We start from the raw sequence: 13,507 nt of genomic DNA on the forward strand, positions 1-13,507 counted from the left end.
TTCGCTATTCGCTACTCGCCCTCTTACACTCTCGTCATGTCGAATTGCGCCTTCTGGCCGGTGCCGTAGCGACGCAGCGCGCCGTCCTCACCGACCGCGTTGGGCCGCTGGAAGATCCAGTTCTGCCACGCGGTGAGGCGGGAGAAGATCTTCGATTCCATGGTCTCGGGCCCGACGAAGCGCAGATTGGCTTCCATGCCGGTGAGGCCGTCGGGCGAGAACGAGGTGCGTTCCTCGAAGAACACGCGGACCTCGTCGTCCCAGTCGATGTCGTCGAGCGCGAAGGTGACGAGGCCGAGCTCCTCGGCTTCTTCCGCATCGAGCGCCTTGCCGATCGCGCCTTGCGCACGCTCCAGATCCATCGGGTCGGCCTGGAAGCGCGATTGCAGCCGGGTCAGGCCGTGGCTCATCGGATAGGGTCCGAAATTCATCGCAGTCAGCTCGATCGCCGGCGGCGGTCGGTTGTCGCCCTGCTTCTGGCCGATCAGCATGTAGGAGCGGTCAGCGGCGAACACGAGTTCGGCCAAGGTGCCGACGAAGCAGGAGCCCGGCTCGACCAGCGTCACCAGCGTGCGCGAGGTGACGTCGATGCGCTTGAGCACGCGCTTCCAGTAATGCCTGACCTCGTTGACCAGCCAGTGCGCCTTGTTGGCCTCGAGGAGCGCATCATAGGACACCACATTGGCGCGGTCGCCATGGCTCTTGAACACCAGCATCGCGATCTCGAGCTCGTTGATGCGCAGATGCAGGATCGCATCGTCGAGCTCACGGGCGACCTGCAACGGCCAGAATGCGGCGCCTTGGGCGATCATGCCGTCGATGTCGGCGGGCGCTGCGGTTTCCGGCGCCTTGATCGAGATGGTGGCGATACGGGCGGCGCGATCGATGTCGACGCTGACGAAGCCGTAGCGGATCCCGCTGTCGTCGATGGTGCGCCGAAGCGGCGTCAGCGTGACGCCTTTACCTGCACCATTGCGCTTCGACCTCGCGGCGAATTCCTTGACGCGCTCGGCAAGCTTGCCCTCGAGCTTGGAGTTCGGCGCGATCTCGTCGACCAGCCGCCACTGCACCGCGCGCTTGCCCTTGATGCCTTCCTCGATGGTGCAGAAGAAGTCGGCATGGTCGCGGCGCACCTTGCGCTTGTCGACGACGCGGGTCAGCCCGCCGGTGCCCGGCAGCACCGCGAGCAGCGGCACTTCCGGCAGCGCGACCGCGGCCGCGCCGTCGTCGGCCATCATGATGTGGTCGGTCGCGAGCGCCAGCTCATAGCCGCCGCCGGCCGCGGTGCCGTTGACGACGGTGATGAAGCTCTGGCCGGAGTTCTCGCTGGAATCTTCCAGGCCGTTGCGGGTCTCGTTGGTGAACTTGCAGAAGTTGACCTTGTGGGCGTGGGTCGAGCCCGCCAGCATGCGGATATTGGCGCCGGCGCAGAACACGCGGTTCTTGCCCGAGCGCATCACGACGACCTTCACCTCGGGATGCTCGAAGCGCAGCCGCTGCACGGCATCCGCCAGCTCGATGTCGACGCCGAGGTCGTAGGAATTGAGCTTGAGCTGATAGCCTTCGAACAGGCCGGCATTCTCGTCGACGTCCATGGTCAGCGTCGCGACCTCGCCGGCGACGTCGAGCTTCCAGTGCCGGTAGCGCGACGGCTCGGTCTGGAAGTCGATGTACTTCGCCCCGCCTGCAAGGACGCGATCGTCACCAGCCATGGGCCACCCTTATCTGTTGTCTTGCTGTTGTTCGTTCGAAGGTTCGTCGTCGACGTCTTCATGCACAATAATGCATGTTTTCGATCTAGTCCAGCTCAAAACGCAAAAACATGCATTTTGTTTCATGTTTGGGAAAATCGGTCGCTGGGCCAATGACCTACGATGGACGCGGTCACCTCCATACCCGTCATTGCGAGCCAACGGGTCGCGCGAACGCGCCCGATGACAGGCTCCGCGAAGCAATCCAACGTCCCGCATATGCGGAACGATGGATTGCTTCGTCGCTTCGCTCCTCGCAATGACACTTCCGACATTCGCCAACCCCTCAGGCGGCCAGCGCCGGGTCGTCCCGCAGCGCCGCCTTGGCGAATTCGGTGACCGCGTCCAGCGTCACCGCCTGCGCCTCGCGGTGCGGCGAGTGGCCGGCGCCGGCGATGGCCGCGACATCGACCGGGCAGTAACACTCCTCCTGGGCGATCTCGACCTGGCGCATCGTGCCGTATTGATCGTCCGCGCCCTGCACGATCAGCACGGGCACGCGGATGTAAGCGAGATAGTCGGAGATGTCCCAGTCGCGGAATTTCGGATCGAGCCAGGCGTCGTTCCAGCCACGGAAGGCGTTGTCGACGTCCTTATGCCAGCGCGCCAGCTTCTCCTTCAGATTGGTGGTCTCATACGCCGTCTTGATCTCGGCAATCGACTTGATCGAAATGTCCTCGACGACGAAATGCGGCGCGAGCAGCGCCAGGCCGTGCAGGCGATGATCCTGATGCGCGCCGGCATAGATCGCCGCGATCGACGCGCCATCGGAGTGACCGAGCAGGAGACCGCGGCGGAAGCCGATCCGGTCAAGCAGCTTCGGCAGCACGTCGAGCGCCTCGCGGTGCATGTAATCGACCGGACGCGGCAGATTCGCCGGCGACGAGGCCCCATAACCTGCGCGCGAATAGGCAAACACGCCGGCGCCGGTGGCAGCCTGCAGCTTCTCCGGGAAGTCGCCCCACAGCCCGACGCAGCCGAGGCCTTCATGCAGCATCACGATGGTGGGTGCCGTCTCGGGCGACGGGCCGATCATCCGATATTCGAGCTCGGCGCCGTCGATGCTGAGGAAGCCTGTGGGTGCAAGATTTGTCATGCCGAGTTTCTTTCCTCAGTCATTCCGGGGCGATGCGTCAGCATCGAACCCGGAATCTCGAGATTCCGGGTTCTCGCTTCGCGAGCCCCGGAATGACGGTGTTACGTCTGGCTTTAGTGCCGCAACTTGAACCGCTGGATCTTGCCGGTCGCCGTCTTCGGCAGGTTGTCGACCACGTCGATCCAGCGCGGATATTTCCACGGGCCGATCTTCTGCTTGACGTGCTCCTTGAGCGCCTCGCGCAAGCCTTCGGCCGAGTTGTCGGGCCGCAGCACCACATAGGCCTTCGGCTTCAACAGGCCTTCCGGATCGGCCTCCGGCACGACGGCGGCTTCCAGCACCGCGGGGTGGGTGATCAGCGCGCTCTCGACCTCGAACGGCGAGACCCAGATGCCCGACACCTTGAACATGTCGTCGGCACGGCCGCAGAAGGTGTAACGGCCGTCGGCGTCGCGGATGTATTTGTCGCCGGTGCGGGTCCAGGCGCCCTCGAAGGTGGCACGGCTCTTGGCGCGTTGATTCCAGTAGCTCTCGCCGGCCGAAGGCGCGTCGACCAGCAATTCGCCGACTTCGCCGTCAGCGACGTCGGCCCCGGCCTCGTTGACCAGCCGCACCTTGTAGCCGGGCACCGGACGGCCGGACGAGCCGTATTTGATGTCGCCGGGCGCATTCGACAGGAAGATGTGCAACAGCTCGGTGGAGCCGACGCCGTCGAGGATGTCGACCCCGAACCTTGCCTTCCAGGCGTTGCCGACCGATTCCGGCAGCGCCTCGCCGGCCGAGGTGCAGACCCGCAGGCGATTGCCTCCGCTTTGCGCCTTGGTCGCCTCGTCGTTCAGCATCGCCGCGAACAGGGTCGGCACGCCGAAGAAGATGCTGGGATGATATTTGTTCAGCAGCGCGAACATCACCGCCGGCGTCGGCCGCTCCGAATTCAGGATCGTCGTTGCGCCGACCGACATCGGGAAGGTCAGCGCATTGCCGAGCCCATAGGCGAAGAACAGCTTGGCCGCCGACAGGCCGACATCGTCCTCGCGGATGCCGAGCACCTGTTTTGCGTAGGTCTCCGCGGTGGCGGCGAGATTGGCGTGCAGATGGCGCACCCCCTTCGGCATGCCGGTCGAGCCCGACGAATAGAGCCAGAACGCCGGCTCGTCGGCATGGGTCGGCGCGGTCGCGAACACGTCGCTCTCGCGCGCGATTTCGTCGGACAGCTTGTTGCGGCCGTACGCATCCTTGCCGGAGACCACGACATGCGCGAGGTCCGGCATGCGCGTGATGATGTCCTTCACGACCGGCAGCAGCGCCTCCGACACGAACAGCACGCGGGCCCGGCAATCACCGAGGATGTAGGCGTATTGCTCCGCGGTCAGCAGCGTGTTGAGCGGCACCGGCACCACACCGGCGCGGATCGCGCCCAGGAACACGATCGGGAAGTCGACGGTGTCGAGCATGATCATAGCGACCCGCTCCTCGCGGCGGACGCCGAGCCGGCGCAGCATGTTGCCGACGCGGCGGGTCTGCTGCTGCAACTGGCCATAGGTGATTTGCGACACCGTGTCGTCGAACACGACCTTGTCGCCGCGGCCCTCATCGACGTTGCGGTCGAGCAGCCAGGAGACTGCGTTATAGGTCATGACCCGATCCTCGGAGCTTCCTTGGACCCAGACGTGCCACGCTTCCCTCTCCTGTGAATTTAAGAATTATAATTCATACAAAGCCACCAGATCGGCTTGCTGTCAATCCTTGTCGGCACTATGTTTCCGAAAACTCGCGTCGCGCAGGGATCATGACCGCAGCCAACGATCCGGAAACCGACTTCCTCGAACAGCTCGGCCAGCGTGTGCGCACCACCCGCGCGCTGCGCGGCATGTCGCGCAAGGTGCTCGCCAAGGTCTCCGGCATTTCCGAACGCTACATCGCCCAGCTCGAAAGCGGCAAAGGCAATGTCTCGATCGTGCTGCTGCGCCGTGTCGCAGGCGCGATGGGCGCGCATCTCGAGGACCTGATCCCCACCAGCGAGCCGATCCCGGATTGGGCCGTGATCCGCGACCTGCTGCGCAAGGCCTCGCCGAGCCAGATCGCGCAGGCCAAGGACATGCTCGCCGGCAGCAGCGCGCTCGCGCCACGCCGCGCCTCGTTCTCCGGCATCGCGCTGATCGGCCTGCGCGGCGCCGGCAAGACCACGCTCGGGCGGATGCTGGCGAAGAAGATCGGCTGGAGCTTCGTCGAGCTCAACAAGGAGATCGAGGCGCAGAACGGCCTCTCGGTCGCCGAGATCATCGCGCTGTACGGGCAGGAAGGCTTTCGCCGCATGGAGCAGGCCGCGCTGACGCAGTTGCTGGCGCGCAAGGAATTGATGGTGCTGGCGACCGGCGGCGGCATCGTCTCCGAGGCTTTGACCTTCGATTTGATCCTGTCGTCGTTCTACACGATCTGGCTGAAGGCCGAGCCGGAAGAGCACATGGCCCGCGTCCGCCGCCAGGGCGACCTGCGCCCGATGGCCGACGACCGCTCGGCGATGGCCGAATTGCGCAACATCCTGGTCAGCCGCGAGCCGCTTTATGCGCGCGCCTCGGCGGTGGTCGATACCGCCGGGCTGTCGGTCGACGCCGCCGCGGCAAGGCTGATCGATTCGGTGCGGCCGGTGCTGCAGAACGAGGCGCGCTCGTTCGGGCTGCGCAGCGTGGCGCTGTAGCCTTAAAGCGGGCCCTCTCCCCGTCATTGCGAGCCACCCGGTCGGCGCGAAGCGCCGCCGGATGACAGGCTCCGCGAAGCAATCCATCTTTCCGCGCGTGTGGATGCGTGGATTGCTTCGTCGCTTCAGCGCAAAATTGTTTTGCAATTTTGTCGCGAGCTCCTCGCAATGACGACGTGGGAGCCTTTACAGCAACCTGCTCTTCACATGCTCCGCCCCTTCCCGCAGCAGCGGCAGGAAGCGATCGATCAATTCCTGGGCTGGCACCCGGTCGACATGCGCACCCATGTTGATCGCGGCGACGATGGTGCCGTCGTAGCGGCGCACCGGCACCGAGATCGAGCGGAAGTGCGGTTCGGCCTCGCGGTCGACCAGTGAGTAGCCCTGCGCGCGATCGGCGATGATGGTGGCGAGCAGTTTCTTCGGATCGGTCACGGTCTGCGGCGTCACGGCCTCGCGGCGCATCGCCTTGAGCCGCGCCGCGAGCTCGGCATCGTCGAGCCGGCCGAGCATCGCGCGGCCGACCGAGGTACAGAACGCCGGCAACCGGTAGCCGATGTCGAGACCGGCGGAGAACACCCGCGTCGGGCTCGAGCGCGCGACGAACATGACGTCGTCGCCGTCGAGCAGCGCGAGCGAGGCGATCTCCTGTGCCGCGGTCGCGATGCGATCGAGCACCGGCTGCAGCACCGTCACCACCTGGTTGGATTGCAGGAACGAACCGGCCAGCGTCAGCACATGCGGCGTCAGGGCGAACAGCTTGCCGTCGGTGGTGACAAAACCGCCATGCGCCAGCGTGAACAGGATGCGGCGCGCGGTGGCCCGCGGCAGGTCGGCGGCGCGGGCGAGGTCGCTCAGCGTCGCAGGGCCCGTCACGGTGCCGAACACCTGCAACAGGCGCAGGCCGCGATCGAGCGCTTCGACGAAGTCGGTGGCGCGCTCGTCCTGGTCGGTCCGCTTCAGCTTGGGCATTGGGATCAGGTTGGGGCTTTGAACGGTTCAAAATTTGCGCTTGCTGTCCAAACCAGACATGGCATAATTCGCACATCCGTTCAATAGGCGAACAATTCCGAATTCAGGAGACGCCGCCATGATGAGCCAGGAAGCAAACGATCTGATCACCCGCACCGGGCGCAAAGACCCGTGCGGGAAGCTGATGCGGATGTACTGGCAGCCGGCGGCGCTGGTCGACGAGCTGGAAGGGCCGCGCCCGGTTCGGCCGGTGCGGCTGCTCGGCGAAAACCTGGTGCTGTTCCGCGGCGAGGACGGCAGCTACGGCCTGATCGATCGCCATTGCGCGCATCGCGGCGCCGACCTCGCCTTCGGCCGGCTGGAGAATGGCGGGCTGCGCTGCGCCTTCCATGGCTGGCTGTTCGACACATCAGGCCAGTGCATCGAGACGCCGGCCGAGCCTGTTGGCTCGCAGCTCTGCAAGGGCATCAAACAGCGCGCCTATCCCGTGGTGGAGAAGAGCGGCATCCTGTGGGCCTGGCTCGGCGAGGGCGCGCCGCCGGCATTTCCGGAGCTCGACTGCTTCGTCGCGCCCGGCAGCCATACGTTTGCGTTCAAGGGCCACATGAACTGCAACTGGCTGCAGGCGCTCGAGGTCGGCATCGATCCGGCGCACGCGTCCTTCCTGCATCGCTTCTTCGAGGACGAGGACACCTCGGCCGCCTACGGCAAGCAATTCCGCGGCGCTTCGGCCGGCAGTGACATGCCGATGACCAAGATCCTGCGCGAATACGACCGGCCGATCATCAATGTCGAGCACACCGAATATGGCCTGCGCCTGATCGCGCTGCGCGAGCTCGACGCCGAGCGCACCCATGTGCGGGTGACAAACCAGCTGTTCCCGCACGGCTTCGTGATTCCGATGTCGACCGAGATGACGATCACGCAGTGGCACGTGCCGGTCGACGACGAGAATTGCTACTGGTATGCGATCTTCACCAGCTACGCGGCGCCGGTCGACAAGCCGAAGATGCGCGACCAGCGGCTCGCGCTCTACACGCTGCCCGACTACAAGTCGCGCAAGAACAAGAGCAACGATTACGGCTTCGATCCGCACGAGCAGGCCACCGAGACCTATACCGGCATGGGCACCGACATCAACGTCCACGACCAGTGGGCGGTGGAATCGATGGGGGCGATCCAGGACCGCACCAACGAGCATCTCGGCCAGAGCGACAAGGCGATCGTGCAGTATCGCCGCCTGCTGCGGCAGGAGATCGAGAAGGTTGGCGGCGGCGAAAAGCCGATGCTGTTCCTCGATGAGGCCTCAGCACGCAGCATCCAGGGCCCGGCGACGATGGACGGCATCGGGCCGACGCTGGGCTGGGAGCTCTACTGGATGGAGGTCGACGTCAAGCGCCGCCGCGGCGCGCCGTGGGCCGCGCCGGTGCCGCGCGAGATCGCCGGCAAGGTGCAGCATCTGACGGCGGCGGAGTAGCCATGTCCTTCCGTCATTGCGAGCGAAGCGAAGCAATCCATCGCGCCGCTTGCCGAGACATGGATTGCTTCGCTTCGCTCGCAATGACGACTGCTGAGACAGAGGAGTAACGCGGTGAGCTTCGTCGAGCGTCACGGCCTGTGGTCGGATGAGCAGAAGGAGGCGGCGCAACGCCTCCGCCGCATCGTCGAAGAGAACAACCTCGAGGTCATCCGCCTCTCGTTCCCCGACCAGCACGGCATCCTGCGCGGCAAGACGCTGATCGCAGCCGAAGCGGTGCGCTCGCTGGAGGGCGGCTGCTCGATCACCACCACGATGCTCGCCAAGGACACCTCGCACAAGACGGTGTTTCCGGTGTTCACGTCAGGCGGCGGTTTCGGCATGAAGGAGATGGAGGGCGCGGCCGACGTGCTGATGGTCGCCGACCCGACCACGTTCCGCGTGCTGCCCTGGGCGCCGACCACCGGCTGGCTGCTCTGCGATCTCTATTTCAGCGACGGCCGGCCGGTGCCGTTCGCGACCCGCAACCTCTATCGCAAGGTGCTCGATCAGCTCGCCGGCCGCGGCTACGATTTCGTCGCCGGCCTCGAGGTCGAATTCCATCTGTTCAAGCTCGACGACGCGCATATGGCGCCGGAGGATGCCGGTCAGCCCGGACGGCCGCCGTCGGTCAGCCTACTGTCGCACGGCTATCAGTACCTCACCGAGCAGCGATACGATCAGATGGAGCCGGCGCTGGAGATCATCCGTCGCGACATCATCGCGCTCGGCCTGCCGTTGCGCTCGGTCGAGGTCGAGTTCGGCCCGAGCCAGTGCGAATTCACCTTCGCGCCGACCGTGGGGCTCGCGCCCGCCGACACCATGGTGCTGTTTCGCTCCGCGGTGAAGCAGATCGCGCGCCGCCACGGCTATCACGCCACCTTCATGTGCCGCCCGAAGCTGCCCAATGTATTTGCGAGCGGCTGGCATCTGCACCAATCGCTGGTGTCGCGCGCGGGCGGCGAGAATGCCTTCATGGCCAAGGAGATTGGCGAGCCGCTCAGCCCGCTCGGCCGGGCCTGGCTCGCCGGCCTGATCGAGCACGCGCGGGCCTCGACCGTGTTCACGACGCCGACCATCAACGGCTACAAGCGCTACCGCTCCTATTCATTGGCGCCGGACCGCGCGATCTGGGGCCGCGACAACCGCGGCGTGATGATCCGCGTGCTTGGCGGCGCGGGCGATCCGGCGACGCGGCTGGAGAACCGGATCGGCGAGCCGGCCGCCAATCCCTATCTCTACATGGCTTCGCAAATCCTCTCCGGCCTCGACGGCGTCGACCGCAAGCTCGATCCCGGCCGGTCCGCCGACACGCCCTACGAGACGAAAGCTGCGCTGCTGCCGAAGTCGCTGCGCGAAGCGGTGTTCGCGCTTCAGGACGATCCGTTCTTCCGCCAGGCATTGGGGCCTGAGTTCGTCGACTACTACGTCTTCATCAAGAACGCGGAGATCGAGCGCTTCCAGGCCGAGGTATCGGACTGGGAGCAGCGCGAGTATTTCGAGATGTTTTGAGGGCCGCTTTCCTCCGGCGAGGACGGAGCAAACCTCAATGGCGCGAGCTGTCGCGCAACAGGCGCGCCGCCAGTTCGGTGCGGTTGTGCGCGCCAAACCGCCGGCAGAGATTGGCGACGTGTTCCTTGACGGTCTGATCCGAGATCCCCATCTCGCGCGCGATTTCCTTGTTGGTCTGGCCGCGGCAAATCCGGATTGCGACATCGGCCGAGCGTGGCGGGAGCCGCAGCGCGAGCATGGACGGCTGCGGCAACACCGCGCGCTCCGGCAACGCGATGGCCTCGTGCTTCCGCTCGAGCTCACCTGAATTCATCATGTTCGTCACGGCGAGCGAGCCCGCCCGGCACAGCATGTCCATCCGCTGCTGCAACAGCGGGGTGTACGGAGCTTCGGCATCCGTCGTCGCAGTGAACAGCACGCCAATGATCTTGTGGCCGCACCGCAATGGGCCGCCCATGTTGTAGCTGAAGCCCCACTCCCTCAGCATCTCGAACGACGCGCTGCGATGCCAATGCGCTGAGCCATGCAGCGACGCGCCGTCGACGACCCGGCCACCGGTCAGGATGCAGTCGAGCACCGGATCGCGTTTCCAGAAACCCGCCCTGTAATTGTCGAGCAGGCCCTCCGCGACATGGCGGCTGTAAACCAGCTCGGGCTCGGCACCGTCGAGCAGATAGAGGCCGACGGTCGGAGAGCCGGTCAGGCTGCTGATCGCCGCGCAGCAGGCCACGCCGAGTCCATGCACCGACCGGCTCTCAGCGATGGACATGAGCCCATCGGCGAGCCGGCGCTCAGGCAGATGATCCAACTGCATTCGTCCCGCAGCCACCGCCACTCCTTGCGCGCTCGCGCTGCACCAGCCCCCCCGGACAGCTGCGCCGTTGACGGATCTTATAGGATTAAAATTTCTGCGCTGCCTCACGATTGGTCAAGCGAAAAGAAGCGGCAGCAATGCTTCAGATCGGGCGCGAGCCATGGCCGCGATCCCCCCATGCTGGGGGATTGCCGGGTTCCGGAGCCGTCTCCTAGCATCGTGACATCGCAATCGCGCGAGCCTGCGTGCCGGCTTAGACCGCCGTCGCGCGGTTCCGGCGGGACATGACATCGATCACAGGCACGCTCCGCCGCTCGCCCAACCCATGGCGGGCAAAGGCAGAGCCGTGCCCGCGCCCGGGCAGGATCCCGCCGTCCGATTTCAACCACCCCTCGCGTCACCGGCTGGTGCACGCGGCGGGAACGTCCGACCTGGAGATCTCGACCATGAACGTATCTGCCCAGCGCGTCGCCAGGCCATCCGGCACCACGACCGCCGCCGAGTTTCACGCCCGTCTCGACGCGCTGCTGCCGCTGGTGGAAGCCAGGGCAGCCGACGCCGAGGCCCAGGGCTATCTCACCGACGACGTGGTCGCCGCGCTGCGCAAGGCCGGCATCTACACCATGCTGTTTCCGAAACAGGTCGGCGGCGCGGAATTGCTGCCGTTCGACGCGATGACGGTGATCGAGCGCCTGTCCTACGTCCACGCTTCGGCCGGCTGGTGCGTGATCGGCAACAACATGGAAGGCACCACCCTCGCGATCTATGTCGAGGACGAAGGGATCAAGCAGGTCTTCGCCAACGGTCCCGACATCACCATTGCCGGAAACGGCGTGCCGCGCGGCTTCGCCCGGCCGGTCGATGGCGGCTACATGATCCGCGGCAATTGGGCCTATGGCAGCGGCATCCAGCACGCCGAATGGGTGCATTCCGGCTGCTTCGTCACCGATCCGACCGGCAAGGACATCGTGATGGGCCCCAACGGCCAGCCCAAGATCGTGGTCACCCATCACCCGCGCGCGACCATCAAGCTGATGGGCAACTGGGATGTGCTCGGCCTGCGCGCCACCGGCAGCTTCGACTACACCATCAGCGAAGGCACCGAGCTGTTCGTGCCGACCCATATGACCTACGACTTCGACATCGGCGCGCCCCGCCGCGGCGGCGTGCAGGGCGCGCTCGGCCTTGCCGGCTACAGTGCCTGGGCACATTCCGGCTGGGCGGTCGGCGTCGGGCGCCGCATGCTCGATGAACTCGTCAAGGTCATCGTGCAGCGCCAGGACGCTTTCGGCAAATCGAGCGAGAGCGCGAGCTTCAAGTTCCAGTTCGCCCAGGTCGAGGCGCGCTTCCGCGCCGCGCGGGCATTGGTGCACGAGACCTGGCGCGAGGTGTCGGACGCTTGCGCGCGCGGCGAAACTCCGACGCTCGACCAGATGACGATGATCAAGCTGTCGCTGCGCCACATTCACGACGTGATTTCCGACACCGCCACCTTCGCGCACCGCGCCGCGCGGGGCGCTTCGCTGCACAACACGCCGATGCAGCGCTTCTATCGCGACATCCATTCCGGGACGCAGCACATCCTGATGGCCGACCAGATCGTCGAGGAATGCGGACGCGCCCTGCTCGGCCTGCCCGCTCCCGGATCGCATTGGACCGTGTTCGGCGTCGCAGGCTGAGGCTTGCCATCGGATGAGGGTGGTCACGTGACGAAGCCCCGCATCGTCGGTTTCTGCGGCAACACCTGGCGACCGTCCAAGGCGCGCGCCCTGGTCGAGGCCGTCGGCGCCGAGCTGCACGTCCGACATCCGCTCACATTCGAGGTTCTCGATCTGGTCGATGCCGGTCCCGGCATCGCCGGATTTACCCGGGCCGCGCTCGACGAGCACGCCCGCATCGTGATCGAGGCCATCGAGCAGGCCGACGGCCTCGTGATCGGCTGTCCGGTGTTCCAGGGCTCCTATCCGGGCCTGTTCAAGCACGTCTTCGACCTGATCGAGCCCAACACGCTGCGCAATCGTCCCGTGGTGCTGACGGCCGTCGGCGGCGGGCTGCGCCACTCCCTGGTGGTTGAGCATCAGCTGCGGCCGCTGTTCGGCTTCTTCGAGGCCTGCACCGTGTCGACCGCAATCTACGCCAGCCGCGGCGAGCTCGCGTCCGGCGCACCGCTGCCGCCGATCATCACTGCGCGGATCGCCAATGCGGCCGAACAGTTCGCCGCTCTGTTGAGGGGCCGTCGCGCCGACGCCGCATGAGCAACCTCAACGCTCCCTGCACAGCCTTGCCGCCTTCAACCGGAGACTCCGATCATGCCTGATGCTGCCGCCAAGGCTTTGCCCGACCTGACCGGCTTCACCCGCTCGGAATACGATATCAACGGCGCGCGGACCGTGGTCCACAGCATCGGAAGCGGACCAGCGCTGGTGTTCCTGCACGGCACCGGCACCTTTACCGGCTTCGAGATGGCACGTGCGTGGGCCACCCGGCACAGCGTGGTCATCCCCTATCATATCGGCTTCGGCGATTCCGGCGATGCGGACGTGATCGACACCGCTGAGGATCATGTCCTGCACTATATGGACCTGTTCGACCGGCTGGGTCTCGACACATTCGACCTCGCCGGATTTTCCCTCGGCGGATGGCTTGCCGCCGAATTTGCGATCCGCCAACCGCAACGGGTGCGCCGGCTCGTGCTGGTCGCCCCCGCCGGGCTCGTCGTCGCTGACGCGCCGGCACCCGGGCTGTTCGAGATCGCTCCGCACGAGCTGCCGTCCTACCTCGCGCACGATCCGGCGGCGGCCCTACGCTATTTCCCGCAAAACCCAGATCCTGCATTCGACGCGCGGCTCGGGCGCGAGGTCACGGGCTTCGCCAAGCTGATCCGCAACGACCCGCAGGGTAACCCGAAGCTCGCGCATTGGCTGCACCGGATCGGCGCGCCGACCCTCGTTCTCTGGGGCGCCGAGGATCGCTTGCGTCCGACCGCCCAGGCACACGCGTGGATCGCCGGCCTTGCCGACGGACGTCTCGTCCTGGTGCCGGCGACCGGACATCTCGTATTCGAGGAAACACCGGCGGCCGCTCGTCACGTCACCGATTTCCTCGCCGGCTGAACGGCCGAACGCAATCCCGCAACACCAAAGGACAC

The 13,507-nt window shown here is 65.8% G+C and carries 11 protein-coding genes; 6 read left to right on the forward strand and 5 right to left on the reverse strand.

The genetic code is table 11. The features are described from left to right. Positions 1-23: 23 nt before the first annotated feature. The 3 genes from boxC to ACVINW_RS07825 form a co-directional block, all read right to left on the reverse strand. A complete protein-coding gene (gene boxC / locus ACVINW_RS07815; protein ID WP_456750755.1) occupies positions 24-1,712 on the reverse strand; it encodes a 2,3-epoxybenzoyl-CoA dihydrolase in 1,689 nt (562 codons plus the stop codon). A 325-nt stretch (positions 1,713-2,037) separates the two neighbouring features. Further along, positions 2,038-2,847, reverse strand: a complete 810-nt coding sequence (locus tag ACVINW_RS07820; RefSeq protein WP_456750756.1) for an alpha/beta fold hydrolase — start codon at positions 2,845-2,847, stop codon at positions 2,038-2,040. A 113-nt stretch (positions 2,848-2,960) separates the two neighbouring features. Beyond that, positions 2,961-4,484 (reverse strand): benzoate-CoA ligase family protein, encoded by a 1,524-nt coding sequence (locus ACVINW_RS07825; RefSeq protein WP_456750757.1) that lies wholly within the window; start codon positions 4,482-4,484, stop codon positions 2,961-2,963. Between the two features lie 68 nt (positions 4,485-4,552). Here ACVINW_RS07825 and ACVINW_RS07830 point away from each other — a divergent pair, with 68 nt between their 5' ends. After that, the gene (locus tag ACVINW_RS07830; protein ID WP_456756335.1) at positions 4,553-5,545 is read left to right on the forward strand and encodes a helix-turn-helix transcriptional regulator; all 993 of its coding nucleotides are present in this window, start codon (positions 4,553-4,555) and stop codon (positions 5,543-5,545) included. 186 nt (positions 5,546-5,731) lie between these two features. On the opposite strand, the gene ACVINW_RS07835 is transcribed toward ACVINW_RS07830, so the two are convergent. After that, complete coding sequence (locus ACVINW_RS07835) at positions 5,732-6,517, reverse strand: IclR family transcriptional regulator domain-containing protein (RefSeq protein ID WP_456750758.1); 786 nt, start codon at positions 6,515-6,517, stop codon at positions 5,732-5,734. Between the two features lie 118 nt (positions 6,518-6,635). On the opposite strand from ACVINW_RS07835, the gene ACVINW_RS07840 reads away from it, so the two are divergent. Together ACVINW_RS07840 and ACVINW_RS07845 are read left to right on the forward strand one after the other, a co-directional pair. Beyond that, a complete protein-coding gene (locus ACVINW_RS07840) occupies positions 6,636-7,994 on the forward strand; it encodes an aromatic ring-hydroxylating dioxygenase subunit alpha (RefSeq protein WP_456750759.1) in 1,359 nt (452 codons plus the stop codon). A gap of 114 nt (positions 7,995-8,108) precedes the next feature. Continuing rightward, entirely contained in the window at positions 8,109-9,545 is a 1,437-nt protein-coding gene (locus tag ACVINW_RS07845) for a glutamine synthetase family protein (protein ID WP_456750760.1), read from the forward strand. 34 nt (positions 9,546-9,579) lie between these two features. Here ACVINW_RS07845 and ACVINW_RS07850 read toward each other — a convergent pair whose 3' ends face one another. Further along, positions 9,580-10,380 carry a response regulator transcription factor gene (locus ACVINW_RS07850; protein WP_456750761.1) on the reverse strand — a complete coding sequence of 267 codons (801 nt, stop codon included), beginning with the start codon at positions 10,378-10,380 and terminating at the stop codon, positions 9,580-9,582. Positions 10,381-10,805: 425 nt separating this feature from the next. Between ACVINW_RS07850 and ACVINW_RS07855 the strand changes: the two genes are divergently transcribed. From ACVINW_RS07855 to ACVINW_RS07865, 3 genes are read left to right on the forward strand one after another with little or no spacing between them, the layout of a single operon-like run. Then, positions 10,806-12,038: an acyl-CoA dehydrogenase family protein gene (locus tag ACVINW_RS07855; RefSeq protein WP_456750762.1), complete on the forward strand. Its 1,233-nt coding sequence runs from the start codon at positions 10,806-10,808 to the stop codon at positions 12,036-12,038. Positions 12,039-12,065: 27 nt separating this feature from the next. After that, entirely contained in the window at positions 12,066-12,614 is a 549-nt protein-coding gene (locus tag ACVINW_RS07860) for an NAD(P)H-dependent oxidoreductase (protein WP_456750763.1), read from the forward strand. Positions 12,615-12,668: 54 nt separating this feature from the next. Then, positions 12,669-13,472: an alpha/beta fold hydrolase gene (locus ACVINW_RS07865; RefSeq protein WP_456750764.1), complete on the forward strand. Its 804-nt coding sequence runs from the start codon at positions 12,669-12,671 to the stop codon at positions 13,470-13,472. Positions 13,473-13,507: the final 35 nt, after the last annotated feature.

This window comes from Bradyrhizobium sp. USDA 4461, from assembly GCF_054055655.1.